The 26,862-nt window shown below is 28.6% G+C and carries 29 protein-coding genes; 25 read left to right on the top strand and 4 right to left on the bottom strand.

Features of this window, described 5'->3' with window-relative positions:
* The first annotated feature begins 113 nt into the window (after positions 1–113).
* The 7 genes from ispE to rho all read left to right on the top strand — a co-directional run bounded on the left by ispE (position 114) and on the right by rho (position 6,975).
* Positions 114–956: a 4-(cytidine 5'-diphospho)-2-C-methyl-D-erythritol kinase gene (gene ispE / locus H8S10_RS09425; RefSeq protein WP_055265673.1), complete on the top strand. Its 843-nt coding sequence runs from the start codon at positions 114–116 to the stop codon at positions 954–956.
* A gap of 67 nt (positions 957–1,023) precedes the next feature.
* A complete protein-coding gene (gene spoIIR, locus H8S10_RS09420; protein ID WP_186838684.1) occupies positions 1,024–1,665 on the top strand; it encodes a stage II sporulation protein R in 642 nt (213 codons plus the stop codon).
* 15 nt (positions 1,666–1,680) lie between these two features.
* Entirely contained in the window at positions 1,681–2,670 is a 990-nt protein-coding gene (locus H8S10_RS09415) for a DUF814 domain-containing protein (RefSeq protein ID WP_055265669.1), read from the top strand.
* Positions 2,671–2,679: 9 nt separating this feature from the next.
* Positions 2,680–3,096, top strand: a complete 417-nt coding sequence (locus tag H8S10_RS09410; RefSeq protein ID WP_186838683.1) for a DUF1934 domain-containing protein — start codon at positions 2,680–2,682, stop codon at positions 3,094–3,096.
* Between the two features lie 124 nt (positions 3,097–3,220).
* On the top strand, positions 3,221–3,511 hold the full coding sequence (locus H8S10_RS09405) for a ribose-5-phosphate isomerase (protein WP_186838682.1): 291 nt from the start codon (positions 3,221–3,223) through the stop codon (positions 3,509–3,511).
* Between the two features lie 191 nt (positions 3,512–3,702).
* Positions 3,703–5,307: a CTP synthase gene (locus tag H8S10_RS09400; RefSeq protein WP_186838681.1), complete on the top strand. Its 1,605-nt coding sequence runs from the start codon at positions 3,703–3,705 to the stop codon at positions 5,305–5,307.
* A 261-nt stretch (positions 5,308–5,568) separates the two neighbouring features.
* Positions 5,569–6,975, top strand: coding sequence for a transcription termination factor Rho (gene rho, locus H8S10_RS09395; RefSeq protein WP_055265661.1), 1,407 nt, complete (start codon positions 5,569–5,571; stop codon positions 6,973–6,975).
* 230 nt (positions 6,976–7,205) lie between these two features.
* Here the strand turns inward: rho and rpmE are convergent, their stop codons facing one another.
* The gene (gene rpmE / locus H8S10_RS09390; RefSeq protein WP_032117239.1) at positions 7,206–7,412 is read right to left on the bottom strand and encodes a 50S ribosomal protein L31; all 207 of its coding nucleotides are present in this window, start codon (positions 7,410–7,412) and stop codon (positions 7,206–7,208) included.
* 173 nt (positions 7,413–7,585) lie between these two features.
* Between rpmE and H8S10_RS09385 the strand changes: the two genes are divergently transcribed.
* The 18 genes from H8S10_RS09385 to H8S10_RS18260 all read left to right on the top strand — a co-directional run bounded on the left by H8S10_RS09385 (position 7,586) and on the right by H8S10_RS18260 (position 23,207).
* Positions 7,586–8,173: a thymidine kinase gene (locus H8S10_RS09385; protein ID WP_055265655.1), complete on the top strand. Its 588-nt coding sequence runs from the start codon at positions 7,586–7,588 to the stop codon at positions 8,171–8,173.
* Between the two features lie 18 nt (positions 8,174–8,191).
* Entirely contained in the window at positions 8,192–9,952 is a 1,761-nt protein-coding gene (prmC, locus tag H8S10_RS09380) for a peptide chain release factor N(5)-glutamine methyltransferase (protein WP_186838680.1), read from the top strand.
* 62 nt (positions 9,953–10,014) lie between these two features.
* Positions 10,015–11,100, top strand: coding sequence for a peptide chain release factor 1 (gene prfA, locus H8S10_RS09375; RefSeq protein ID WP_186838679.1), 1,086 nt, complete (start codon positions 10,015–10,017; stop codon positions 11,098–11,100).
* 317 nt (positions 11,101–11,417) lie between these two features.
* Positions 11,418–11,744: a hypothetical protein gene (locus tag H8S10_RS18100; RefSeq protein WP_243175856.1), complete on the top strand. Its 327-nt coding sequence runs from the start codon at positions 11,418–11,420 to the stop codon at positions 11,742–11,744.
* Positions 11,745–11,763: 19 nt separating this feature from the next.
* A complete protein-coding gene (locus H8S10_RS09365) occupies positions 11,764–12,813 on the top strand; it encodes an L-threonylcarbamoyladenylate synthase (protein WP_186838706.1) in 1,050 nt (349 codons plus the stop codon).
* Between the two features lie 151 nt (positions 12,814–12,964).
* Entirely contained in the window at positions 12,965–13,420 is a 456-nt protein-coding gene (rpiB, locus tag H8S10_RS09360; protein WP_055265647.1) for a ribose 5-phosphate isomerase B, read from the top strand.
* Between the two features lie 81 nt (positions 13,421–13,501).
* Positions 13,502–14,131 carry a uracil phosphoribosyltransferase gene (gene upp, locus H8S10_RS09355; protein WP_055265645.1) on the top strand — a complete coding sequence of 210 codons (630 nt, stop codon included), beginning with the start codon at positions 13,502–13,504 and terminating at the stop codon, positions 14,129–14,131.
* 231 nt (positions 14,132–14,362) lie between these two features.
* Positions 14,363–14,857, top strand: a complete 495-nt coding sequence (locus H8S10_RS09350) for a dCMP deaminase family protein (RefSeq protein WP_186838677.1) — start codon at positions 14,363–14,365, stop codon at positions 14,855–14,857.
* Between the two features lie 190 nt (positions 14,858–15,047).
* Positions 15,048–16,229 carry an acetyl-CoA C-acetyltransferase gene (locus H8S10_RS09345; RefSeq protein WP_055265641.1) on the top strand — a complete coding sequence of 394 codons (1,182 nt, stop codon included), beginning with the start codon at positions 15,048–15,050 and terminating at the stop codon, positions 16,227–16,229.
* Positions 16,230–16,492: 263 nt separating this feature from the next.
* Positions 16,493–16,885 carry an ATP synthase subunit I gene (locus H8S10_RS09340; RefSeq protein ID WP_055265639.1) on the top strand — a complete coding sequence of 131 codons (393 nt, stop codon included), beginning with the start codon at positions 16,493–16,495 and terminating at the stop codon, positions 16,883–16,885.
* The gene (locus H8S10_RS09335; protein ID WP_055265637.1) at positions 16,864–17,547 is read left to right on the top strand and encodes a F0F1 ATP synthase subunit A; all 684 of its coding nucleotides are present in this window, start codon (positions 16,864–16,866) and stop codon (positions 17,545–17,547) included. The genes H8S10_RS09340 and H8S10_RS09335 overlap by 22 nt, the downstream gene beginning before the upstream one ends.
* Before the next feature lie 121 nt (positions 17,548–17,668).
* The gene (gene atpE / locus H8S10_RS09330; protein ID WP_032117250.1) at positions 17,669–17,902 is read left to right on the top strand and encodes an ATP synthase F0 subunit C; all 234 of its coding nucleotides are present in this window, start codon (positions 17,669–17,671) and stop codon (positions 17,900–17,902) included.
* A gap of 44 nt (positions 17,903–17,946) precedes the next feature.
* The gene (locus H8S10_RS09325) at positions 17,947–18,426 is read left to right on the top strand and encodes a F0F1 ATP synthase subunit B (RefSeq protein WP_186838676.1); all 480 of its coding nucleotides are present in this window, start codon (positions 17,947–17,949) and stop codon (positions 18,424–18,426) included.
* Positions 18,427–18,428: 2 nt separating this feature from the next.
* Positions 18,429–18,968: a F0F1 ATP synthase subunit delta gene (locus tag H8S10_RS09320; RefSeq protein WP_186838675.1), complete on the top strand. Its 540-nt coding sequence runs from the start codon at positions 18,429–18,431 to the stop codon at positions 18,966–18,968.
* A gap of 10 nt (positions 18,969–18,978) precedes the next feature.
* Entirely contained in the window at positions 18,979–20,493 is a 1,515-nt protein-coding gene (gene atpA, locus H8S10_RS09315) for a F0F1 ATP synthase subunit alpha (RefSeq protein WP_186838674.1), read from the top strand.
* Between the two features lie 33 nt (positions 20,494–20,526).
* Positions 20,527–21,372 (top strand): ATP synthase F1 subunit gamma, encoded by an 846-nt coding sequence (atpG, locus tag H8S10_RS09310; protein ID WP_186838673.1) that lies wholly within the window; start codon positions 20,527–20,529, stop codon positions 21,370–21,372.
* A gap of 15 nt (positions 21,373–21,387) precedes the next feature.
* Positions 21,388–22,785 (top strand): F0F1 ATP synthase subunit beta, encoded by a 1,398-nt coding sequence (gene atpD / locus H8S10_RS09305; protein ID WP_186838672.1) that lies wholly within the window; start codon positions 21,388–21,390, stop codon positions 22,783–22,785.
* 5 nt (positions 22,786–22,790) lie between these two features.
* Complete coding sequence (locus H8S10_RS18260) at positions 22,791–23,207, top strand: ATP synthase delta/epsilon chain alpha-helix domain-containing protein (RefSeq protein WP_186838671.1); 417 nt, start codon at positions 22,791–22,793, stop codon at positions 23,205–23,207.
* Positions 23,208–23,626: 419 nt separating this feature from the next.
* Here H8S10_RS18260 and hflX read toward each other — a convergent pair whose 3' ends face one another.
* From hflX to H8S10_RS09285, 3 genes are all read right to left on the bottom strand, one after another.
* Positions 23,627–24,871 (bottom strand): GTPase HflX, encoded by a 1,245-nt coding sequence (gene hflX / locus H8S10_RS09295; protein ID WP_162214182.1) that lies wholly within the window; start codon positions 24,869–24,871, stop codon positions 23,627–23,629.
* Between the two features lie 181 nt (positions 24,872–25,052).
* Positions 25,053–25,826, bottom strand: a complete 774-nt coding sequence (locus H8S10_RS09290) for a 23S rRNA (adenine(2058)-N(6))-methyltransferase Erm(Q) (RefSeq protein WP_007286427.1) — start codon at positions 25,824–25,826, stop codon at positions 25,053–25,055.
* Between the two features lie 661 nt (positions 25,827–26,487).
* A partial coding sequence (locus H8S10_RS09285) for an IS1595 family transposase (RefSeq protein WP_186838670.1) occupies positions 26,488–26,862 on the bottom strand: 375 nt, incomplete at its 5' end.

Here is a 26,862-nt window from a genome sequence, read left to right as displayed (position 1 = left end):
ACGAGAAATAAAATAACTTATATAATATAATTTATAACATGATAAATAAAGTTCGGGTTAATACCTGAACTTTATTTAGAATATATAGTAAAAGTTGAAAGGAACTGAAAGAGATGAAAATGAAAGCTTATGCCAAAGTGAATATTTCTCTAGATATAGTTGGAAAAAGAGATGACGGATATCATCTTTTAAGAATGATAATGCAAAATATAGATTTATACGATGAAATTATTGTAGAAAAGAATAATAAAGATATTATTATAGAGTGTAATAAAAATTATGTACCAACAGATTCAAGAAATCTTGCTTATAAGGCAGCGATAGCTTTTAAAGAAAGATATAATATTGCAGAAGGGGTAAAAATAAAAATATTTAAAAATATTCCAGTTTCGGCAGGTTTAGCTGGCGGAAGTACTGATGCAGCAACAGTGTTGAAAATAATGAATAAGTTATTTGAAGTAAATGCTTCAGATGAAGAACTTATGGAATTAGGATTGAAACTAGGTGCTGATGTACCTTATTGTATAAAAGGAGGAACAGCACTATGTGAAGGAATTGGAGAGATAATTACTCCATTAAATCCATTTAAAAATAAAATTATTGTTTTAGTAAAGCCTTCTTTTGGAGTATCTACTAAAGAAGTGTATAAGAATTTTAATATGGAAAAAGTAAAAAAACATCCAGAAACTGAAGAATTAATAAAGGCTATGGATGAAGATAATTTAAGATATGTTGCATATAATATGAAGAATTTATTAGAAAATGTAACTTTGAAAAAGCATAAGGTTTTAATTGATTTAAAAGAAGAAATGAATAAATATGGAGCAATAAATTCTATGATGAGTGGAAGTGGTCCAACGGTGTTTGCTTTTTTTGATGATATGCTTAAAGCACAAAAATGTTTTGAGAAAATGAAAGAAAAATATAATGAAGTATTTTTAACAAGAACTATATAAAAAATAAATAGCAAAATGAATAATCCCCTATAAATTGGAAATAATTAAGCTAGAGGGGGTTATCTTTATGAAAAAAAATATATTTTATTTTATTATAATAGTATTTATTGTTACTTTATTTGGAGGATGTTCTTTAGGAAATAATGAAGCATCTTTAGATTTAAGAGAGTTAAATTATGAAGAAGTTGCGGACAAGCTAATTAGATTTCATGTAATAGCTAATAGTGATTCTGAAGAAGATCAAGCATTAAAATTAAAAGTTAGAGATAAAATAATAGATAAGATGTCTATAAAACTTGAAAGTGTTGAAAGTTTAGATGATGCAAGGGAAATATTAAATTCGAGTATAGAAGAAGTTAATAGTATAGCTAAAGAGGTAATTGCCGAAGAAGGTTTTGATTATGATGTAAAGACTATGTTGTCAAATGAGAATTTTCCAGATAAGATATATGGAGATTATATATTTCCTCAAGGTAATTATGAGGCTTATAGAGTAATAATAGGAAGTGGAGAAGGTCAAAATTGGTGGTGTGTAATGTTTCCACCATTATGTTTTGTTGATGAGAGCAAAAATATAGTTGATACAAAAAAATTAGACGAAAATATAGCTAATATAGAAGGTAAAACTGAGGAAAATAAAAAAGATAATGATAAGCAAGTTATATTTAAGTTTAAGGTAGTAGAGGTTTTTGACAAAATATTTAACTAGTAGAGGAGTGCTAATATGACAAAGGCGTTAGCTATGATTTCAGGTGGGTTAGACAGTATACTAGCCGCAAAACTTATAAAAGAACAAGGTATAGAGGTAATTGGTATTTGTTTTAGATCTTATTTCTTTAGCGAAGAAAGTGCTAAAAAGATGACAAAACAAATAGATATTCCATTAGTGGTAGTTGATTTTTCTAATGAACATTTAGATATGGTTAAAAATCCTAAGCATGGAAGAGGTAAAAACATGAATCCATGTATAGATTGTCATGCTATGATGATGAATTATGCTGGAAAGCTATTAGAAGAATACAAAGCAGATTTTATTATAACAGGTGAGGTTTTAAATCAAAGACCTATGTCTCAAAACAGACAAGCATTAAATATTGTAAAAAAAGAATCAGGTTTTGCAAATAAGATTTTAAGACCATTATGTGCTAAAAATTTAGATCCTACAGAAATGGAGCTAAGTGGATTAGTTGATAGAGAAAAGTTATTAGATATATCAGGAAGAAGTAGAAAAGCTCAAATGGAACTTGCTGAAAAGTGGGGAATAACTGAATATCCATCACCAGCAGGTGGATGTAAATTAACTGAACCTAACTATGCCTTAAGATTAAAGGATTTATTGGATTATAAAAATGAAGTAGAAGAAGATGAATTAAGTCTTTTAAGATATGGTAGACATTTTAGAACCAAGGATAATAATAAGATAATAGTAGCTAGAACTAAAGATGAAGGTGATATGATTAAAAATCATATAGATGGAAGTTATTATTCATTCCATACTTCAGACTTTTCAGGAGCACTTGTTTTATTACAAGGGGAAGGAACAGAAGAAGATAGAAAGTTAGCTGCAAGAATATCAGGAAGATATAGTAAGGGTAGAACGGAAAAAGTACTTAAAGTTAAGTTTGGAAAGTATGGAAGTAAGTTTAATTCTGAAATAGAAGTAGAACCTATAAGTGATGAGGAATTACAAGAGTACATAGTATCAGTTAAGTAGGAGGAAATTATGGAGAAGAATGCAGTAATTCAAGTGAAAAGTTTTTCTGATATAGATGAAAGTGATGCAATTGAAGTTATTACTCCAGGGAAATTTATAGTGAAAGAAAGTTCATATGAAATTATATATGAAGAGTCAGAGATTTCTGGAATGAAAGGAACAACGACAAATCTTAAAATTGAAGAAGATAGATTTGTTTTAGAAAGAGTTGGTACAACATGTACTACTATGGAATTTAAAATAGGAGAAATGGGATTATCATTATATAATACACCATATGGTATGTTACATTTACATATAGATACGAAGATATTAGATATAAATATAGATGAGAATGGTGGATTTATTTATGCTAAGTATCTTTTAAGTGCAGAAGGACAACCGCCTATAACAACAGAGATAAAGGTAAAGATAAAAGTTCAATAGTAAAAATGGAAAAAGTGGCTTTATGCCACTTTTTTTGTATAAATGAAAGTTTTATGGGGATAAATTAAATAAGTGGTTATTGAAGTTAATAAAGGTATGTTTTTGTCTATAGTTTGATTTAGAGGTGATAAATATAGAAAAGTATAGAGTTGTGGTAGAGGTATTATGTAAATATTATGAAATAACTAATTTTGATTTATTATATTTACTCAAAAATAAAGAGTGTAAATATTTATTTTTATTACTATTAAAAGAATATGGATGTTTAGAAAAAGATAAGCTTATAGGTGAGCTGATGTTTAGTAGTAATAAGAGTATAAATTATAATTTAAAGAAAGCTGAAGAAAGATTGCTTATTAATAAGCAATTCAGAGATAATTACGTAATTTTAGATAAAACAATAAAAAATGACTAATAAAAGACATTGATAAAGAATAAAATATTATGATATCATAGAAAAATGTTGATTCACCTCACTTATTTATAGAGTGAGGTATTTTAAATTATACTAAATATAAAATCAATAGTCAATAGAAAAATTGAGTTTTTTATTTGAATTTTTATAGTTATTAAATGCTAATTTTATTTGTTTAGGAGGAAATATAAATGAGTACTAAATATGTTTTTGTTACAGGTGGGGTTGTATCTTCATTAGGGAAAGGGATAACAGCAGCATCTCTAGGAAGATTATTAAAGAATAGAGGTCTGAAGGTGTCAATTCAAAAATTTGATCCATATATAAATATAGATCCAGGAACAATGAGCCCATATCAACATGGAGAGGTTTTTGTTACTGATGATGGAGCAGAAACAGATTTAGATTTAGGACATTATGAAAGATTTATAGATGAAAATTTAACTAAAAATAGTAATGTAACTACTGGTAAGATATATTGGTCTGTAATATCTAAAGAAAGACGTGGTGAATATTTAGGAGGTACAGTTCAAGTTATACCACATATAACTAACGAGATAAAAGAAAGAGTTTATAAAGTTAGTAACGAACAAGATGTAGATGTAGTTATCACTGAAATAGGAGGAACTGTTGGAGATATAGAATCACTACCATTTCTTGAAGCTATAAGACAAATAAAATATGATGTAGGTAGAGAAAATGTATGCTTCATACATGTAACATTAGTTCCTTACTTAGGAAAATCAGGTGAACTTAAAACTAAACCGACTCAACACTCAGTTAAAGAATTAAGAAGTATAGGAATACAACCTGATATAATAGTTTGTAGGAGTGAACAAGAGATATCAGAGGAGCTAAGAGCTAAGATAGGTCTATTTTGTAATTTAGAAGCTAAATGTGTTATACAAAATTTAGATGCGGATCATTTATATGAAATTCCATTAATGCTTCATAAAGAAGGATTAGATAGATTAGTAGTTGAAAAGCTTGAGTTAGGCTGTAGAGATATAGATAATACTGAATGGATAGACATGGTTAATAAGATTAAAGTTATTAAAGATGAGGTTAATATAGCTTTAGTTGGTAAGTATGTAGAACTTCATGATGCATATATATCTGTTGTTGAGGCATTAAAGCATGGTGGCATTTATAATGATTCAAATGTAAATATTAAATGGATAAATGCTGAAGATGTTACAACTGAAACAGCTGAAAAGCTATTTGATGATGTAAATGGAATACTTGTTCCAGGTGGATTTGGAGATAGAGGGGTAGAAGGTAAGATAGAAGCAATTAGATATGCTAGAGAAAATAATATACCTTTTTTAGGAATTTGCTTAGGAATGCAAACAGCAGTAATTGAATTTGCAAGAAATGTTCTTGGATATGAAGGTGCTAATAGTGCAGAGATTAACCCAAATACTAAGTATCCAGTTATTGATTTAATGAAAGATCAAGAGGATATAGAAGATTTAGGTGGAACAATGAGATTAGGAGCATATCCTTGTAATCTTGATAAAGAATCTAAATCGTATGAAAGCTATAAAAATGAATTAATATATGAAAGACATAGACATAGATATGAATTCAATAATGATTTTAGAAAAGCTATAATAGAAGCTGGAATGAATGTAGTAGGGACGAGCCCAGATGGTAAATTGGTTGAAATTGTTGAAGTTAAAAATCATCCATGGTTTGTAGCAACTCAATTCCATCCAGAATTAAAATCAAGACCAAATAATCCACATCCTTTATTCATAGGATTTATAAATGCATCATTAAAAAATAATAAGTAATTAAATATATAGAGGAGCATAGATATTCTGTGCTTCTTTTTTGATGGTTGTTATAAAAAATAAAAAAAGGGATAAGCTTATAATATAAGTTTTTATTGTTTTTTATCTTTTATTGCTTCATAATTATATATACATAAGCAAAAGAGATAAATTTCTGCTTTATATAATCTAAATTATAGATAATAATTCAATTCACATATATCAGTTCTAGAGAGATAGTCTAAGAATTCCCTATGTAAAATAACAATTGGAGGTGTAGTTTTGACAAGAGAAAACTATGAAAAGATGACCTTAGCAGAGTTAAAGGAAATTGCTAAGAATTTAGGCATTAAAAATATAAGTAAATTAAAAAAATTAGAATTAGTAGATGAGATAATAAAAATTTCACCTAATAGAATTGAAAAAGATGGAGTAGTATTAGTAGAAAAAATTGCTCCTAAACTGAAGGCTGTAAATCAAGAAGTGGATATAACACAAGAACAAGTTAATGAAGAAAATAGGGAAGAAAAAAAAGAAAGACTTAAAGTAATGATAAATGAATCAGGTTCTGCCAAGGGTGTATTAGAAGTTCAAGAAAATAATAACTTTGGTTTTTTAAGATGTGATAATTATCAAACTGGAGAAAATGATATATATGTATCTCCGTCTCAAATAAGAAGATTTAACCTTAAAACAGGAGATGAGGTTCAAGGGAAAGTAAGGGAAGCTAAAGAGGGAGAGAAATTTAAGGCTCTACTTTTTGTTGAGAAAGTAAATGGTGAAGATCCTAACAAAGCTATAGGAAGAAAAGCTTTTGAAACTTTAACTCCTATATATCCTAATGAAAGATTACATTTAGAAAGTAAAGATAGAAATGATTTATCTTCAAGACTTATGGATATAATATGTCCAATAGGTAAAGGGCAAAGAGGTATAATAGTTGCGCCACCAAAGGCTGGTAAAACAACTTTGTTAAAGAAGGTAGCACAAAATATTTCACGTAACTATCCAGATGTTAAACTTATAGTTTTATTAATAGATGAAAGACCTGAAGAAGTTACAGATATGAAGAGATCAATAGATGGGGATGTTATCTATTCAACTTTTGATGAAGAACCACAAAACCATATTAAGGTATCAAGAATGGTGTTGGAAAGAGCTAAAAGAATGGTTGAACAAGGTAAGGATGTGGTTATACTTTTAGATAGTATTACTAGACTATCAAGAGCTTATAACCTTACTATAACACCAACAGGAAGAACTTTATCTGGAGGTTTAGATCCAGGGGCATTAATAATGCCAAAGAAATTCTTTGGAGCAGCTAGAAATATAGAAGAAGGTGGATCATTAACTATACTTGCTACAGCTTTAGTTGAAACTGGATCAAGAATGGATGATATGATATTCGAAGAATTTAAAGGGACAGGAAATATGGAAGTTCATTTAGATAGAAAGCTTCAAGAAAGAAGAATATTCCCAGCTATAGATATTTACAAGTCAGGAACAAGAAAAGAAGACTTATTGTTAAGTGAAGCTGAAAAAGAAGTTGCTTTTGCTATAAGAAGAGTTATGTATAGAGATGGAAATATAGAAACTATAACTGAGAATCTTATTAATATGCTTTCTAAAACTAAGGATAACGAAGAATTTATTTCAGTATTTCCAAAAAGTGATGTATTTAAAAAGTAGTTAAGAATTAAGAGTAAAAAGTTAAGAGTTGAGATAGAAGCTATTGTTAGCTTCTATGCTGTTAATTGTAAAAATCTAGCGCTAGCTAGATTTTTGCATTTAATATATTTAATACTAGTTAAAAATTAAGATTTTCTCTTTTTGTATACATATTAATTAGTGTAAAAATTTTGAAATAAAAAGAAAACAGGAAAGATAAAAATCTTTCCTGTTGATCAAAAAAAGTTAAATTACTTGTTAAGACCGAATTTCTTGTTGAACTTATCAACTCTACCGCCGATATCAACGATTTTTTGCTTACCAGTGAAGAATGGGTGGCATTTAGCACATATATCAACTTTTAATTCTTCCTTAACTGATCCAGTTGTGAAAGTGTTTCCACATGCGCACTTAACCACAGCATCGTGATGGTAATTTGGATGTATGCCTTCTCTCATTATGATTCACCTCTTTCGAAATTTAAGTATCATTAAACGACATATTTAATGACTAATTGAGTATAACATAAGGGGTAGAAAAGGTCAATGATAATTAAGGGATAAAACATCTTTTTAATAATGGCTTAAAATGCTATAATCGATATATAACTATCGAAAAAGGAGACGAATTAATGAGTAAATTATACTTTAGATACGGAGCGATGAATTCTGGAAAATCGACTAACTTAATGCAGGTAGCACATAACTACGAAGAACGTGGAATGAATGTAGTATTAATAAAACCAGCTACTGATAAAAAAGGTGGAGATAAGTTAGTATCTAGACTTGGAGTAGAAAGAAAAGTTGACTTAGTAATAAATAGTGATATGAATATATATGATGAAGTTAAAAAATGGAATGATGATAAATATAAAATTAATTGTATATTAGTAGATGAAGTTCAATTTTTAAAATCATATCAAATAGACCAATTATTTGAAATAGCTGTCGGATTAGATATACCTGTAATATGCTATGGATTAAGAACGGATTTTAAGATGCAAGGTTTTGAAGGTAGTACAAGATTATTACTATTAGCTCATAGTATTGAAGAAATGAAAACAATTTGTAAGTGTGGAAGAAAAGCTGTCTTAAACGGAAGAAAAATCAATGGTAAGTTTGTTTTTGAAGGAGAACAAGTTGCTATAGATTTAGTTGATAATGTTGAATATGAATCATTATGTGGACATTGTTATATAAAATATAAGAGCCAAAAATAATTTTGAAAGAGTGATGATATGAGAAAATGTGATGTTGGGGGTCAAGCTGTAATAGAGGGAGTTATGATGCGTGGCTCAAAAGGATTAGCTACAGCAGTAAGAACTCCAAGTGGTAAAATTGAAGTAGATATGAAAAGTGTCAAACCATTGACTAAGAGATATAAATTTCTAAATATACCATTTATAAGAGGAATATTTATTTTAATAGATTCTTTAATAGTTGGAATTAAAACTTTAAATTATTCTGCTAGTTTTTTTGAGGAAGATGAAGAAGAGTCTAAGTTTGAACTTTGGTTAAAGAAAAAGCTTGGTGATAAGGGAGCAAATGACCTAATAGTTACTGGAACAATGATGTTTTCCCTTTTGTTATCTGTAGGATTATTTGTTGGAATTCCGACAGTATTAGCTTCTATATTTAAGAGCTTTGGATTACATCCAATAGCATTAAATTTAATAGAATCTGTGATAAGGGTAGGAATTTTAATCTTATATATGTATTTAGTTAGTAAGTTAGATGATATATATAGAGTTTTTCAATACCATGGAGCAGAGCATAAGACTATTTTTTGTTATGAAAATGAAGAGAAATTAACTGTTGAGAATGTTAAGAGATATAGCAGATTTCATCCAAGATGTGGAACTAACTTTTTATTTTTAACTATGTTTGTTAGTATAATAGTTTTTTCGTTAACAGGATGGGGTGGAATTATACAAAGAATAGTTCTTAGAGTTTTACTAATGCCATTTGTAGCAGGCATAACTTATGAGTTAATTAAATGGCTTGGAAAAACAGATAGTAAATTAGGAAAAATAATAGCTTATCCAGGATTAAAGTTACAAGAGCTTACTACAAAAGAACCTGATGACTCGCAAATAGAAGTAGCTATAGCATCTTTATTAGCAGCAGAAGGAATTGAATATAAAAAGAAAATTGGAGAGTTATTACAAGAAGGATCAAGTATTTTAAAGGAAGCTGCAGTAGATACTTATATGCTTGATTCACAATTATTATTAGGAAAAGTCATAAATAAAGATAAGTTATACTTAATTACTAATAGAGATAAAGAGATAAGCAAAAAAAATGAAAAAGAATATTTTGAGCTTATTGAAAAAAGGAAAAATAAAATGCCTATTAAGTATATTTTAAAAAGTGCCGAATTTATGGGATTAGATTTTAATGTTGAAGAAGGGGTATTAATACCTAGACCAGATACTGAGATATTAGTAGAAGAAACATTAAAGTATATTCCACAAGATGAGAGTATGAATGTTTGTGATCTTTGTTGTGGAAGTGGTGCTATAGGTATAGCATTAGCAAGTTTTAGGAAAAATATAAATATTGACTTAATTGATTATTATGACACACCAATGAAAGTAACTGAAAGTAATATTGCCAAACACAACTTAAAAGACAGAGCTAAGTTTGTAAAAAGTGATTTGTTAAAGGTAGTTATTAATCAGAATAAAAAATATAAGATATTAGTTTCAAATCCACCATATATAAAAGATGAAGTAATTCCTACTCTTATGGATGATGTTAAAGATTATGAACCACACACAGCTTTATCAGGTGGGGAAGATGGATTAATATTTTATAGAAGAATAGTTGAGGAAAGTTCAAAGGTTTTAGAAGATGATGGAATACTTGCTTTTGAAATTGGTCATGATCAAGGTGAAGAAGTTAAAAAGTTAATGATAAACAGCGGATACAGTGATGTAAGAATAGTTAAAGATTTAGCTGGATTAGATAGAGTTGTAATAGGAACTTTAAAAAGTTGATAAAATTACAATTACTATGATATAATACTAAAATGTGAAAAATTAGAGTATGGAGTGATACTATGTTATTAGATAAATTAGCATTTACTGAAAATAAATATGAAGAACTATCAGTTAAAATATCAGATCCTTCAATAATGGCCAACCAAAGTGAATGGAGAAAGCTATGTAAGGAACACGCAGAATTAGAAACATTAGTAACTGTTTATAGAGAATATAAAAAAGTTGTAGAAGACTTAGCAGCAAATAAGGAAATGTTAAGTGAAGAGTCAGATAAAGAGATGAGAGAGATGTTATCTGAAGAAATTTCTATGTTATCTGAAAAAGAATCAGAATTAGAAAATAAAATTCAAATAATGTTATTACCAAAAGATCCTAATGATGATAAGAACGTATTTGTTGAAATCAGAGCAGGAGCTGGGGGAGATGAAGCAGCATTATTTGCAGCTAACCTTTTCAGAATGTATACAAAGTATGCAGAAAGCCAAAGATGGTCTGTTGAATTAATGAGTGCAAATGAAACTGATATCGGTGGATTTAAAGAAGTTGTATTTATGATAAAAGGTTCTGGAGCTTACTCAAAGCTAAAATATGAAAGTGGAGTTCACAGAGTTCAAAGAGTTCCTGATACAGAATCAAGCGGTAGAATTCATACTTCAACTGCTACAGTTGCAGTTTTACCAGAAGTTGATGATGTAGATATCGAAATCAATGATAAAGACTTAAGAATTGATGTGTTCAGAGCATCAGGAAATGGAGGTCAATGCGTTAATACTACAGATTCAGCTGTAAGAATAACTCATATACCAACTAATACTGTTGTTTCATGTCAAGATGAAAAATCACAGCTTAAAAATAAAGAAAAAGCTATGAAAATTTTAAGAGCTAGACTTTATGAGGTAGCTGAAGCTGAGAGAATGGCTGGAATAGCTGAAGATAGAAAGAGCCAAGTAGGTACTGGAGATAGAAGTGAAAGAATAAGAACTTACAACTATCCTCAAGGAAGAGTAACTGACCATAGAATAGGTCTTACACTTTATAAATTAGATAGTTATTTAAATGGAGATATAGATGAAGTTATCAATGCTTTAATCACTGCTGACCAAGCAGAAAAGATGAAAGCTATGGGAAATACTGATTCTATGTAATAAGATTAAAAGCCTTGCATTTATAATGTAGGGCTTTTAGAATAGGTAAATAAATTATGTACATAGATAAAGCATTAAAAAGGCAGAATAAATTAAAAAAATTATTTTATAGTACTATGATATTTTTAAGTATCTTCTTACCTATGATGGTTTACTTATCAAATATAAGGTCAAAATTCATATACTTATATTTATTAATTTTAGAAATACTAATTTTTTTATCTATATTGAATAAGATTAATTTTTATAAGTTAAAATTTTCATGTTTAAATAATAAGTTAAAATTCAAAAATGGACTATTTTCAAAAGAGAATATTTTGATTTGTGATAAAATAGCGATAGTACATACCAATGATACTAAAGAAGATATGGAAATAATAATAGTTACAACTATGAAATTTAGAAATAAATCATTAAAACATATTAGTAAATCGTTTTTACAGAGATATCCAGAAGTTAATCATGAATATTTAAAGCTTAAAAAATTAAATTCTGAAGATACTTATTATTTTCAAATAATAAATAGAGGAGCTTTAAATAAATATATTTTACTAGAAATAATATATAAAAATTGTGTAAAAGCTGTATATACAAGCTCTGCTATAGATAATATTAAAATAGCAAGAAGGCAAAATGAATTTTAAAAGAAAGAAGGTAAGTCTTGTGAAAACAAAGGTTGCCATAATAAAAGATATTAGAGATGATATAGATTATATAAAAGAAGCTGGAAGTATAATTAAAGATGGTGGAATAGTAGCATTTCCAACGGAAACAGTATATGGACTAGGAGCAGATGCATTAAATTCAGAAGCCGTAAAAAAGATTTTTATAGCAAAAGGGAGACCACAAGATAATCCACTTATAGTTCATGTTAGTTCTAAAGATTTATCAAATCTAGTTAAAGATGTTCCTAAGGTAGCTCAAGATTTAATGAATAAGTTTTGGCCAGGTCCTCTAACAATAATCTTAGATAAAAAAGATATAATTCCAGATGAAACTAGTGCAGGACTTAATACTATAGGTATAAGAATGCCTAATAATGAAATAGCATTAAAGCTTATAGAGTTATCAGGAAAACCTATTGCAGCTCCATCAGCGAATATATCAGGAAGACCTAGTCCAACTGAAGTAGAAAGATGTGTTGAAGATTTAGACGGAAAAGTAGATTATATTCTAGGTGGGAATAAGAGTGATATAGGTGTTGAATCAACTATTGTAGATTGTACCGTAAATCCACCAATGGTATTAAGACCTGGCGGAATTACTCTAGAAATGTTACGAGAGGTTGATTCTAGGATAGAGATAGATAAAGCTTTGATGAGTAAGCCAAGTGATAATTTAAAGCCAAAGGCTCCAGGGATGAAATATAGACATTATGCACCTAAGGCATCTCTGAAAATAATTAGGGGCAAAAATGAAAAAACTATTGAAATTATCTCAGAAATGTTGGAGAATTATATAGATAAAAATAATAAAGTAGCAATACTAACAACAGATGAAAATGTAAGTAGATTTAATAAGGGTGAAATCATATCATTAGGTAGCGAAAAAGATTTATATCAAATAGCTCAAAATCTTTTTGAAGCTTTAAGAAAATGCGATGATTTAGGAGTTCAATATATTTTATGTCAAGGCTTTGAAGAAGCTGGGGTTGGACTTGCAATAATGAATAGGCTTAATAAAGCTGCTGGATATGATATTATAGATGTTTAATTAATGGAGGATGGGGGAACCTATCTTCCTTTTTTATAAATAAAAAATAATTAAAAATTAAGAACTTAGGGAGAAAGTTAGTAATATAGCATTATAAATTACTACTCATTCTATCTTAATTAATCATTAGAAGAAGTTGGAGGATGATTTTATGAAGATTGCGTTAGGTTGTGACCATGGTGGTTTAAATTTAAAAGCTGAGATAGCTAATTATTTAAAATCACAAAATATAGAGTTTAAGGACTTTGGTACATATACAGAAGAATCTTGTGATTATGCAGACATAGCTTTACCAGTAGCAGAAGCAGTAGTAGCTAAAGAGTATGACTTTGGTATTTTAATATGTGGAACAGGAATAGGAATTGGAATAGCTGCCAACAAAGTTCCAGGAATAAGAGCAGCACTTTGTTCAGATACATTTAGTGCTCATGCAACTAGAGAGCATAATGATGCTAATATATTAACTATGGGGGAAAGAGTAGTTGGTAAAGGATTAGCTATAGATATAGTTAAAGCTTTCTTAGGAGCTGAATTTGAAGGAGATAGACACGTTAGAAGATTAGAAAAGATAACTAAGATAGAAGAGAAATATAGAAATAACAAATAGTTAATGTAAAACCAATAATTGATATGTATATGTTAATTGTTAGTATATAAATTAGTTGATTTAATTTAGGAGGAATAAACAATGAGTAAAGTAACAGAAATGAAACACCCATTAATATCACATAAGTTGGCTTATATAAGAAGTAAGGATACAGGGTCTAAATATTTTAGGGAATTAGTTGAAGAAGTATCTATGTTAATGGCATACGAAGTAACTAGAGATTTAGAAACAGAAGACGTTGAAATTGAAACTCCAATTTGTAAAACTACATGTCAAATGTTAGCTGGTAAGAAAATGGCAATAGTTCCTATATTAAGAGCTGGGCTTGGTATGGTTGATGGAATACTTAACTTAATACCAGCAGCTAAGGTTGGTCATATTGGATTATATAGAGATGAAGAAACTCTACAACCAGTAGAATATTTCTGTAAACTTCCTCAAGACATAGCAGAAAGAGATGTAATAGTTGTAGATCCAATGTTAGCTACAGGTGGATCAGCTGCTGATGCTATAATGTTATTAAAGCAAAGAGGAGCTAAAAAAATAAGATTAATGTGCCTAATTTCCTCACCAGAAGGAATAGAGTTAGTACAAAAACAACATCCAGATGTTGATATATACGTAGCTGCTATAGATGAAAAACTAAATGAAAAAGGATATATAGTACCAGGATTAGGTGATGCTGGAGATAGACTTTTCGGAACTAAGTAATAAAAAACGAAGCATGCGCTTCGTTTTTTGTATAAAGTACGAATGACTTTTTAAGTTAAGAATGAAAAGTTAAAGATGAAACTACTAGATAGTTTATAGACTTATAAATATTTAAAATCAGATTAGTTAATTATATTCCTAAAGTCTTAATTCTAAATTCTTAAAGTTTAATTGAATAAATTGTTATAATAACTATTCTATTAACCTAATATATATTAAGGTGGTGTTTTTATGAAAAGAGAAACTTACTTAAAATGGGATGATTATTTTATGTCTGTAGCTTTATTATCAGGAATGAGGAGTAAAGATCCTAGTACGCAAGTAGGGGCTTGTATAGTTAATAGTTCTAATATAATCGAAAGTATAGGATATAATGGTCTTCCTAAAGGGTGCTCTGATGATGAATTCCCTTGGGAAAGAGAAGGAGAAACATTAGATACAAAATATCTTTATGTAGTACATGCAGAATTAAATGCAATATTAAATGCTAAAGGAAAAGACTTAAGTGGATGCACTATATACGTTGCATTATTTCCGTGTAATGAATGTGCTAAGGCTATTATTCAATCTGGAATAAAGGAAGTAGTATATTTAAGTAATAAATATGCTGATACAGATTCAGTGAAAGCTTCAAAAAAAATGTTTAGTGCTACAGGTGTTAAATTAAGACAGCTTATACCGAAAGAAAAAGATATACATTTATCAATGGACATTGAAAATATATAGATGAGAGTAATATGTTAGAATATTAAATCATATATAAAAGAGTGTTTTACATAAAAAAAGATGATGTAAAATAAATATAAAATATACAAAATATGGTTGAGAATTAAAAGGGGCAAATGTTATAATAAAGCTATTAATTGTTAAACAATTAATAGCTTTATTGTTTATAAAATTAATGGGAGGGTATATTATGAGAGAAGTAGTAATTGTTAGTGCAGTAAGAACTGCAATTGGATCTTTTGGGGGAGCATTAAAAGATGTTCCAGCAGTAGATTTGGGTTCTTTAGTAATTAAAGAAGCAGTAAATAGGGCAGGAATAAAACCAGAATTAGTTGAAGAAGTTTTAATGGGAAATGTTATACAAGCTGGATTAGGACAAAATGTTGCAAGACAAGCATCTGTTAAAGCAGGATTACCAGTAGAAGTACCAGCTATGACGATAAATATGGTTTGTGGATCAGGATTAAGAACTGTATCATTAGCAGCTCAAATGATTAAAACTGGAGATGTAGATATAGTTGTTGCAGGGGGAATGGAAAGTATGTCTCAAGCTCCATATGCATTAAAAAGTGCTAGATGGGGACAAAGAATGAATGATGGTAAGATGTTAGATACAATGATAAATGATGCATTAACAGATGCATTTAATAATTATCATATGGGAGTTACAGCTGAAAATATAGCTAAAGAGTGGGGATTAACAAGGGAAATGCAAGATGAATTTTCTCTAAATTCACAATTAAAAGCTGAAAAGGCTATAAAAGATGGCAGATTTGTTGATGAAATAGTACCTGTAGTTATTCCTCAAAGAAAAGGAGAACCAAAGGTATTTGCACAAGATGAATTTCCAAGGTTCGGATCTACAATTGAAGGTATGGCTAAATTAAGACCTGCATTTATAAAAGATGGTACTGTAACAGCTGCAAATTCATCAGGTATTAATGATGGTGCAGCAGCAGTAGTGGTTATGAGTGCTGAAAAAGCAGCAGAATTAGGAATTAAACCAATGGCAAAGATAGTTTCTTATGGAAGCAAAGGATTAGATCCATCAATTATGGGATATGGACCTTTTTATGCAACTAAAAAGGCATTAGAAAATACAGGTTTAACAGTTGAAGATATGGATTTAATAGAAGCAAACGAAGCTTTTGCAGCTCAAAGTTTAGCAGTTGCTAAAGATTTAAAATTTGATATGAGTAAAGTAAATGTTAATGGTGGTGCAATAGCACTTGGACATCCGGTAGGAGCTTCAGGAGCTAGAATATTAGTTACATTACTTCACGAAATGGAAAAGAGAGATGCTAAAAAAGGATTAGCAACACTTTGTATAGGTGGAGGAATGGGTACTGCTTTAGTAGTAGAAAGAGAATAAGTAATAAAAAAAGATCTTACATTTTAGTAAGGTCTTTTTTTGTGGTATAGAATCTGAAAATTCAGCTAAATGAATTTTATAAATCATAAAATTAATCGGTTATTCATAAGATGAGATAGAGTTGAAAAATATAAGTAAGAGTGAATAATATAAAAATATAATAATAAAATAAGTAAAAATAACCAAATATTAGGAAATATTAAATTTTATATTAAGGTTCCAAAGAGCTATAATTACAGAAGTTATCTAAGGAGTAATAGTATATGAATAGAGAAACAAAAAGTTTATTAAAGATACTTATTAAAGATGTAATATTGATATTGGCAATAATAAATTTGATTTTGTTAGTAATTGGACATGCTATGTTAGCTTTCATATTTTCTTTAGGATTATTAGTTGCAACTATAAATTTTATACTTAGTGGAGTTATGCTTGAAAAGACTATTAATAGTAAAAAAAAGATTATTAAATATGTTTTTCCATTAAGTTATATTTTAAGAATTATAACAATAATTATTATAGCGTATCCATTTATATATAACATCGAAAAACTTTTAGCTTATGTATTAGGTTTTATAAGTTTTTTCGTAGTATTAACAATAACTTGGTTAAAAATGCAAAGGGGAGTGAGTAAATGGAGTCATACAAACCTATAGTTTCATTTAATCTTGGGGGGCTAATAATAGACATAAAACCAGAAGCAATAATACAACTAGTAATAATACTGCTTATTGGGATTTTGGCATGGTATTCTACAAAAGATTTGAAAAGTAAACCACAGAGTAAGAAGCAAGTGATTGTTGAATACTTATATAACTTAATTAAAAATGTTGTGGATAGCAATATGGGAAAGGAATATAGAGATGTAATACCTTTTATAGGTACATTGGCTATATTTATTTTAACAATGAATCTAACTGGATTAGTTGGAATAGCTGCACCTACTAAGAATTTTAGTGTAACAATTGCATTATCACTAATAGTATTTGTATTTATACAAGTTTATACAATTAGAAAAACAGGTATAAAACGTTACTTTGGCGGATATGCAAAACCAATGGCAGTTATGTTACCGATAAATATCTTAGAAAGAGTTATGCTACCTATATCTCTAGCTTTAAGATTATTTGGAAACATATTAGCTGCAACGGTTTTAGTTGAATTGGTATATAAAGCTTTATCATCATTAGCATGGATAGCTGAAATTGGATTACCAATACCTCTTCATGCATATTTTGATATATTTGATGGAGCAATTCAAATGGTTATATTTGTTATGCTAACAATGATAAATACTAAAATAACAGTTGAACATTAAGTAAGAATCTAAACTTAACATATAAGGCATATGTAATTTAGTAATTTGAATTTACTAATTTTACATGAGTAGAAAGAATTTTATTTAATAATATATAAAGATTTTAAGGAGGAATTTAATTATGGATCAAGAGTCAGTAAGAGCATTAGCTGCTGCAATAGCAGTATTAGTAGGTATAGGAGCTGCAATTGGAATTGGTAATGCAACAGCTAAAGCGGTTGAAGGTATTGCTAGACAGCCAGAAGCAAGTGGTAAGATAACAACTGCATTAATGATAGGAGCAGGATTTGCTGAAGCAACTGCAATATATGGTTTATTAGTATCAATTTTACTAATATTCGTAGGAATAAGCTAAGGGTTTAAGGTTTTAGATAATTCTCAGAAAGGAGAAAACTCATCATGGAAATAAATATAGGGGTTATACTAGCTTCAATTGTAAATACAGCAATATTATATATGATATTAAAACATTTCTTTTTTGATAAAGTTAAGGCTGTAATAAATGAAAGAGAAGAATATATAAATAAAACTTTTTTAGAAGCTGAAGAAGCTACAGAAAAAGCAAGAACAATAAGCATAGAAAGTGAAAAGAGAATAGAAGAATTAAAAAGAAAAAGTAGGAAAATAACTGAAGATGAAAAGAGGAAGGCTGAGAATATATACAAAGACATAATTGATGAAGCGAAGAAAGAGGCTGAAATCATAAAAGAAAAAGCTAGAGTAGAAATAGAAAGAGAAAAGAAAAGAAATGAATATGTTTTAAAAGAGAGATATGTTAACTTAGCAATGGAGTTATCAGAGCAATTAATAGAAAAAAATATTGATGAAGGAAAAAATAAAGAGTTAATAGATGAATTTATCTCTAAAGTAGGAGATTAAACATGTATGAATTTTTAGATAAAAGATATGCAAGGGCTCTTTACGAAGTTGCGGATGAAAATGGAAAAGTTGATGAATATATTGAGACTTTAAAATTAATATGTGAGTTAATTGATAATTATGAGGAGTTTTATGAGTTTATTAAGAATCCTCAAGTTGGAACAAGAAATAAGAAAAAGGCTTTTATTAATATTTTTAAAAATAAAATTGATGAAGATTTATTATCTTTCTTATTGATCTTAATTGAGAAAGATAGAATTCTGCATTTGAGAGAAAAAGTAAATGAAATGGAAAAGATAAATCTTGAAAAAAATAACACATTAAAAGGAGTTGTAAAAACAACAATTCCACTATTAGATGAACAGTATAAATTACTGATAAATAACTTAGAGAATAAATATAATAAGAAAATTATATTAGAAAGAATTATAGATCCTAATATAATAGGTTCCATATATGTAAAAGTAGAAGATGAAGTTATAGATGGAACAATCAAATTTAAAATGGATAAATTAAGGGAACTAATGCTTGAATTAGAATAGAGGTGTTAAGGTGAATATAAAGCCAGAAGAAATTACATCTATTATAAAAAAAGAAATAGTAAAATATGAAAAGAATATAAAAACTGAAGATACAGGAACTATAATCCAAGTTGGGGATGATATTGCTAGAGTTTATGGATTAGATGACTGTATGGAAGGTGAATTATTAAAATTTCCAAATGGTGTCTATGGAATGGCATTAAACTTAGAACATGATAATGTAGGATGTGTTCTTTTAGGACCTGAAGAAGGGATAAAAGAAGGAGATATAGTAAAAAGGACCAATAAAATATCAGAGGTTCCTGTTGGTGAAGATATGTTAGGAAGAGTAGTAAATGCCTTAGGAGAACCAATAGATGGACGAGGTCCTATATACTATGAAGAGTTTAAACCTATTGAAGCACCGGCACCAACAATAATAGATAGGACATCTGTTAAGGAGCCATTACAAACTGGGATTAAAGCTATTGATGCTATGATTCCTATAGGAAAAGGACAAAGAGAACTTATAATAGGAGATAGACAAACAGGAAAAACAGCTATAGCTATAGATACTATAATTAATCAGAAAGGTAAAGACGTAATATGTATATATGTTGCAATAGGGCAAAAGCAATCTACTGTAGCAAATATAGTTAATACCTTAGATAAAATGGATGCGTTAGATTATTCCATAATTGTGGCAGCAACAGCATCAGAAGGAGCACCATTACAATATCTAGCTCCTTATGCAGGATGTACAATTGGAGAGTATTTTATGAATAAGGGAAAAGATGTTCTAATTGTTTATGATGATCTATCAAAACATGCTGTAGCATATAGGACAATGTCACTTTTGCTTAGAAGACCGCCAGGAAGAGAAGCTTATCCAGGAGATATATTTTACATTCACTCAAGACTTTTAGAAAGAGCTGCAAAATTATCTAAAGAAAAAGGTGGAGGTTCTTTAACAGCACTTCCTATAGTAGAAACTTTAGCAGGAGATGTAACAGCATACATACCTACTAACGTTATTTCAATTACAGATGGACAAATATTTTTAGAAAGTGATTTGTTTAACTCTGGACAAAGACCTGCTGTAAATCCAGGAATATCTGTATCAAGAGTAGGTGGTAATGCTCAAATAAAGGCTATGAAGCAAGTATCAGGAAATTTAAGATTAGAGCTTGCGCAATATAGGGAGCTAGCATCATTTTCACAATTTGGATCTGATTTAGACGCGGATTCTAAAGGAAGATTAGAAAAAGGAAAAAGAATATTAGAGATATTGAAACAAAAGCAATATCAACCTATGAAAGTAGAATATCAAATACTAATTTTATATGCTATAAGTAATAATTATTTATCTGATATAGAATTAATTGATATTTCAAAATTTGAGGAGCAGTTAATAGAATTTGCGGATACACATTATAGAGATACATTAAAAGACATAAAAACTAAAGGTGTTTTAACAGATGAAATAAAAAATGATATGGAAGAATGTATTAGTGAGTTTAAAAAGATATTTACTGAAAATATATAGGACTACCTATGTATTTGTTTGGGAGGCATTATTGTGGGAACATCTGGACTTGTAGAGATTAAAAGAAGAATACAATCTATTCAAAGTACTAAGAAGATAACTAAGGCTATGGGGTTTGTTGCCACTTCTAAGCTGAAGAAAGTAAGAAACAGGCTTACTGATAACAATGAGTATGTGAAAATTATTGAGGAAATAGTACAAGAAGTAGTTAATAGTCTGCCTGATGATTATGAATCTATATATATTAATAGAATCAAAGGAAAAAAATTATATATAGTTATTACATCAGATGTTGGATTATGTGGTGGATTTAATAACAACGTAGTATCTTATTTTAGAGAAGTTATAGAAGATAAAGAAGAAAGTAAAATCATTCTTATTGGCAAAAAAGGAATATCATATTTTGAAAAATTTAATCTTAAATCAAATAAACAGATTATTGATATGCCAGATGTACCAACAAATAAGGAAGTTAATGAATTATATAATATTATAAATGAAGCTTATAGAAATGATGAAATAGCTGAAGTAAATATAGTATGTACAATTTTTAAATCTCCAATAAATCAAGTACCTGAAGTAATAAAACTACTACCAATAGAAAAAAAGGATAATCAACAAGATAAATATATTATTGAGCCTAATATAGATAGCGTATTTAATAATGCAATGAACCTATATATTAAAAGCAAATTAATGGAGTGTTTATTACAATCGAGAGTAAGTGAAGAAAGTGCAAGAAAGATGGCTATGGATGGTGCAACTGATAATGCAACGGAAATGTTAAGAACATTAAATATTAAATTTAATAGAATTAGACAAAGTATTATTACACAAGAAATTTCAGAGATTGTTGGTGGCGCTGAAGCTCAAAAATAATAGGAGGGAAACATTATGGGAGAACAAAAAGTAGGGAAGGTTGTTCAAGTTATAGGGCCAGTAGTTGATATAAAGTTTGATTCAGATTCGCTTCCTAATATTTATAACAAAATAGAAATAGAAATTGGAAAAGAAAAGTTAGTTACAGAAGTTGAGCAACATATCGGAGACGATATAGTAAGAACTATAGCTATGGAAGCAACTGATAGACTAAAGAGAGGAATGAAAGCAGTAGATACAGGAAATTGTATAACAGTTCCTGTAGGAGAAGAGGTATTAGGAAGAGTATTTAATGTATTAGGAAATACTATAGATAATGAAGGAGCTATAGAATCAAAAGAGAGATATCCAATTCATAGATCAGCTCCAAGCTTTAAAGATCAATCGTTAGAACCTGAAGTGCTTGAAACAGGGATAAAGGTAATAGATTTGTTAACTCCATATCAAAGAGGCGGTAAGATAGGTCTTTTTGGTGGTGCTGGAGTTGGGAAAACTGTATTAATTCAAGAGTTGATTAATAATATAGCTACTGAACATGGAGGATTATCTGTATTTACTGGGGTTGGAGAAAGATCAAGAGAGGGTAATGATTTATATTACGAAATGAAGGAGTCAGGCGTAATAAATAAAACTGCTCTAGTATTTGGTCAAATGAATGAATCTCCTGGGGCAAGAATGAGAGTATCATTGACAGGGCTTACTATGGCCGAATACTTTAGAGATAAAGGACAAGATGTCCTTCTGTTTATTGATAATATATTTAGATTTACTCAAGCAGGTTCAGAAGTTTCAGCTTTACTTGGAAGAATACCATCAGCAGTTGGATATCAACCAACATTAGCTACAGAAATGGGAGCTTTACAAGAAAGGATTACTTCAACAAAAAATGGTTCAATAACATCTGTTCAAGCTGTTTATGTTCCAGCAGATGACTTAACAGACCCAGCACCAGCTACAACATTTACGCATCTAGATGCTACGACTGTTTTATCAAGGGCTATATCGGAGCTTGGAATTTATCCTGCTGTTGATCCATTGGAGTCATCATCAAGATTATTAGATCCAAGAATAATTGGAGATGAACATTATACCGTTGCTACAGAAGTTAAGAATATATTAGAAAGATATAAACAGTTACAAGATATAATAGCTATTCTAGGTGTAGATGAATTATCAGATGAAGATAAAAAGGTTGTAGCAAGGGCTAGAAGAGTTCAAAGATTTTTATCACAACCATTTACTGTTGCTGAACAATTTACAGGAATGAAGGGTAAGTATGTGCCTATATCAGAAACTGTAAGAGGATTTAAAGAAATATTAGAAGGTAAGTGTGATAATATTCCAGAATCATTATTTTTGCTTTCAGGAACTATAGATGAGGTTAAAGAAAAAGCAAGTAAAATGAATGGGTGATTTATGTGGAAAAGCAAAGTAAGCTAACTATTGTTACTAATGATAATAAGAAGGTAGAAGAGGCAGTAGTTTCAGTAGTAACAGAAAGTGATGAGGGTAAAATAGAAATTTTACCTAATCACACTAAGTCAATTATAAGTACAATTCCTACTGTAACTACATTTATTTCTTCTGATGGAAAAGAAAAAAATTTATTTACTTCATCAGGAATTATATATATAGATAATAATTCAATAAAATTCTGTTGTGACTCTATAAATTGGCCAGAGGAAATTGACTTAGATAGAGCAAAACTAGCAGAAGAAAGAGCTAAAAAGAGGTTGTCAGAAAAAGGCAATACAGATACTGAGAGAGCAAAAAATGCACTTTTAAGGGCTAAAGCAAGGATAGAAATTAAAAAAAATGGCTTTGTTTTAAAATAGTGTTGAAATTAGCATAACATAATAGGATGTCCATTTGGACATCCTATTTGAATCGCAATAGATTAATATTGTTCACTTTATTATATTATAGCATTAACTTAATTTACACATTTCATTTAAAGTATTTTTGTTATTTCTTTAATACACATTTTCCCCATCGTAGTCGTACAAAGACAAAGTCATTCTTACAAGTATATTTATCTCTAGCTTAATTGGTTTTGGAAGTATTTATTTATCCTATTTTAATGTCTTTAGCATCATTTGTAGTTATTTACTTTATTGTTGCAATAAACACATACAATAAAATCATTTCTAATTACTTATCAAATATAAAAGAGGCTATCACATGAACAATTTTCAATTGGTATGCGACATCCTCTTTCATTTATGCATTGTTTATATAGATACCTAGAATCACTCTAGATTATATATGACTGGTATTTAACATAATCCTCTTTACTACATTCTATACTAAATAAAGTTCCTTCATTAGTATATTCAGTTTCTAGAACAGTTGAACTATCAATTATATAAGATGTCATTTTACCATCTTTATAAGGAACCATAACCTTACATTTTATATAATCCATAAATATATTTTTACATATAGATTCCAATAATTCTTCTATACCTATATATTTTTTAGCTGAAACCAGCATCCCTTCTATATTGAATGTATCTAATTCCATTAAATCAACTTTATTATATACATAAATCACAGGAATATTATCCGCCCCTATTTGATTTAATGTTTCATTTGTTACATTTATATGATTTTCATAATTAGGATTAGATATATCAATCACATGAAGTAATAAGTCCGCATCACAAACTTCTTCTAGAGTAGACCTAAAAGCTTTTACTAAACTATGAGGTAAATCCCCAACAAATCCCACTGTATCTGATAATAAAAAAGATTTATTATTATCTAATTTTATATTTCTAACATAAGTTTCTAAAGTTGCAAATAGCATATTTTTTTCAAATACTTTTTTATCTTCATCATTTATAAACTTCTCTACTAAAGCATTCATAACAGATGACTTACCAGCATTTGTATATCCTACTAAAGCTACATTAGGAATATTAGATTTTTTCCTTTTACTTTTTTGTACTTCTCTTTGATTTTTTAATACTTCAAGCTCTTTATTTAAATTAGCAATTTTATCTTCTATTCTTCTACGGTCTAATTCTAATTTTGTTTCTCCTGCGCCTCTGTTTTTAGTCCCTACTCCACCACTTTGACGACCTAAATCTTCATTTGAACCAACTAATCTTGGTAATTCATATTGGAGCTTCGCAACCTCTACTTGTAATTTAGATTCTCTTGTTTTTGCTCTATTTGCAAAGATATCTAATATTAACGCAGTTCTATCTATGACATTACAATTTATTTCTTCTTCAATATTTTTAACTTGTGACGCTGATAATTCATTATTAAATATAACTATATCTGCATTGTTTTCTTCTACTAAATTTTTTAATTCATCTATCTTCCCACTACCCATATAAAAAGTAGAGTTAACTTTCTTTGAATTCTGCTTAATTTGACCAACAGTTTCTATTTTGCAAGCTAAGCATAAATTTTTTAATTCTTCCATAGATTCATCAAAATTATTTTTATTATTTATATTAATTCCTACAATTATTCCTTTTTTTATCATCTTCATAATCTCCTGTAATTTTATATTTAAATATTAACTTTAAATATAAAATTACAGGAGATTATGACTCTTTATTAAATTAAGATAATAGCCACAACCCGTGACTTATCCTCTTAATCTTATTGACGCTATTCCACCATTCATAATCATTTTAACACCTCCTAATTTAAATCTACTATTACTAATCTATCTTTTGTTTATATCTAAATAACTGTATCCAATCATTATAAGAAACTTCACTAATATTATTAAGATTTATACCTAGGTATTTAATTACTGCATGAATTTGATTTTTTGTAAATACATCTCTTAAGTTATTAATAGACTTAGATATAAAACTTGTATATTCATTCCATTCATCTTTAGATATATCATATTTATATTTTCTTTTAAAATATACTAAGACGCAATCTACACTAGGCATGGGATGGAAGTCTTCTCTATTAAAATAGTGCACTATCTTAATATCAAATTTAGTTTTTAAAAGTAATGATAATTTACTCTCTCTAGGTATTCCCATAAATCTTTTTGCGGAACCTTTCTCCATAACTAGCCACATATCAGTTGGTGAATTTAACTCTTCTAATAATAATTTCTTAATAATCTTTGTTGTTATATAAAAAGGAATATTAGAAAATACCTTATATTCTCTTTTTTTAGGTAATTTCCAATTTAAAAAATCTTTATTAATAAGAGTAACATTATTTTTACTTTTAAATTTATTTATTAAATTTCCATATAAACTTCTATCTAGTTCTATAGCTGTAACCCAATAACTTTTTTCACATAAAGCTTCTGTTATATGACCTTTTCCTGGTCCAATTTCAATAACAAAATCATTTTTGGATATATTTGTTTTTTTTATTAATTTATATATAGTATTTTTACTAGTAATAAAATTTTGCGATACACTAATATCAACTTTTCCTCTATAATTATTACTTTTAGCTTTCATTCATAATCTCCTTAATTCACTATTTTTACTCTTTAAATAGCACGGAGTTATGACATTATATTAAATTTGTTTAACGATAGCCACAACTCGTGCGCTATCTTCTTAATCTTATTGACGCTATTCCACCATTCATAATCATTTTATTTCCTCCTATTTTTCATATAATAAGCTTTAAATATTTGTTTATAATTTTTGCATCTTTATTAAGTAGTTATTTTCAAACGAAGATATTTTTAAATTTTTTCATTATTTATACTCTCTATGTTAACTATTAATATTAAATAGCGCAGAGCTATAACATTATAAAAAATCCCCTAGAATATAAGTCGATATTCCAGGGGATTTGTATATTAAGCATATGCTATCTAATTTATAATATACCCAGGAGTAATGTATATTTTTTTTAATTTATTAAGCATTATATATAAATTTTCATAACTACAACTCCTTTCATATTTTAATGTATTTAATAATACCATAAACTATATTTACTGTAAAGCACTCCGATTCACTTCTAGCAAAATCACAATATACTTTATAGATAAAATAAAAAATAGGAGCTATGCTCCTATCCTTTTGCTTCGCAATATAATACAATTGTTCATCAATCATTATATTTATTGTACACTAAAAACAGTAAAATAAAAACAAATTTTACCTTTTATACATATATTGGTCTTCTTATCTTAAAGTCCTTTATTAAAGATATAGAATGTGTTGAGTTAGCATGAATAAAGAATTTCTTAGGCTTATTTCTTTCAATTTCTGTTTTAAATAATTGGGTCCATTTATACCAAAATAGGTAGTTTGTTAGGAACTTGGTTGAAACACCATTAAACTTTCTTATCCATCTTTTTAAGCTACTATGAAAAGCATTGACTCTTTGAATATTATAAATATCCACAGTTTTTCTCCCGCCCCTAATTTGATGTAATTCAAAATTATGTTGAGCCGCAAATGGGATATAACTCCTATGTTTATCAGTACATAAAATAGAATTTTCTTCAACAACCTCTGATAAAGCCCTATTTATATC

It is taken from the genome of Clostridium sp. NSJ-49 (assembly GCF_014287725.1).
GTDB lineage: Bacteria > Bacillota > Clostridia > Clostridiales > Clostridiaceae > Clostridium > Clostridium disporicum_B.
Note: the sequence above shows the minus strand (reverse complement) of the source record. Positions and strands in the feature narration are given on the sequence as shown.

Excerpts from the sequence above, each read along its gene's own strand:
- H8S10_RS09415 (WP_055265669.1), top strand. The coding sequence starts at position 1,681 with ATGACAAAGGCGTTAGCTATGATTTCAGGTGGGTTAGACAGTATACTA.
- H8S10_RS09340 (WP_055265639.1), top strand. The coding sequence starts at position 16,493 with ATGAATAGAGAAACAAAAAGTTTATTAAAGATACTTATTAAAGATGTA.
- prmC (WP_186838680.1), top strand. The coding sequence starts at position 8,192 with ATGAGAAAATGTGATGTTGGGGGTCAAGCTGTAATAGAGGGAGTTATG.
- H8S10_RS09325 (WP_186838676.1), top strand. The coding sequence starts at position 17,947 with ATGGAAATAAATATAGGGGTTATACTAGCTTCAATTGTAAATACAGCA.
- H8S10_RS09335 (WP_055265637.1), top strand. The coding sequence starts at position 16,864 with ATGGAGTCATACAAACCTATAGTTTCATTTAATCTTGGGGGGCTAATA.
- rpmE (WP_032117239.1), bottom strand. The coding sequence starts at position 7,412 with ATGAGAGAAGGCATACATCCAAATTACCATCACGATGCTGTGGTTAAG.
- H8S10_RS09400 (WP_186838681.1), top strand. The coding sequence starts at position 3,703 with ATGAGTACTAAATATGTTTTTGTTACAGGTGGGGTTGTATCTTCATTA.
- H8S10_RS09320 (WP_186838675.1), top strand. The coding sequence starts at position 18,429 with ATGTATGAATTTTTAGATAAAAGATATGCAAGGGCTCTTTACGAAGTT.
- H8S10_RS09350 (WP_186838677.1), top strand. The coding sequence starts at position 14,363 with ATGAAAAGAGAAACTTACTTAAAATGGGATGATTATTTTATGTCTGTA.
- H8S10_RS09345 (WP_055265641.1), top strand. The coding sequence starts at position 15,048 with ATGAGAGAAGTAGTAATTGTTAGTGCAGTAAGAACTGCAATTGGATCT.
- atpD (WP_186838672.1), top strand. The coding sequence starts at position 21,388 with ATGGGAGAACAAAAAGTAGGGAAGGTTGTTCAAGTTATAGGGCCAGTA.
- H8S10_RS09290 (WP_007286427.1), bottom strand. The coding sequence starts at position 25,826 with ATGAAAGCTAAAAGTAATAATTATAGAGGAAAAGTTGATATTAGTGTA.
- rpiB (WP_055265647.1), top strand. The coding sequence starts at position 12,965 with ATGAAGATTGCGTTAGGTTGTGACCATGGTGGTTTAAATTTAAAAGCT.
- H8S10_RS09410 (WP_186838683.1), top strand. The coding sequence starts at position 2,680 with ATGGAGAAGAATGCAGTAATTCAAGTGAAAAGTTTTTCTGATATAGAT.
- spoIIR (WP_186838684.1), top strand. The coding sequence starts at position 1,024 with ATGAAAAAAAATATATTTTATTTTATTATAATAGTATTTATTGTTACT.
- upp (WP_055265645.1), top strand. The coding sequence starts at position 13,502 with ATGAGTAAAGTAACAGAAATGAAACACCCATTAATATCACATAAGTTG.
- atpE (WP_032117250.1), top strand. The coding sequence starts at position 17,669 with ATGGATCAAGAGTCAGTAAGAGCATTAGCTGCTGCAATAGCAGTATTA.
- H8S10_RS09385 (WP_055265655.1), top strand. The coding sequence starts at position 7,586 with ATGAGTAAATTATACTTTAGATACGGAGCGATGAATTCTGGAAAATCG.
- prfA (WP_186838679.1), top strand. The coding sequence starts at position 10,015 with ATGTTATTAGATAAATTAGCATTTACTGAAAATAAATATGAAGAACTA.
- hflX (WP_162214182.1), bottom strand. The coding sequence starts at position 24,871 with ATGATAAAAAAAGGAATAATTGTAGGAATTAATATAAATAATAAAAAT.
- ispE (WP_055265673.1), top strand. The coding sequence starts at position 114 with ATGAAAATGAAAGCTTATGCCAAAGTGAATATTTCTCTAGATATAGTT.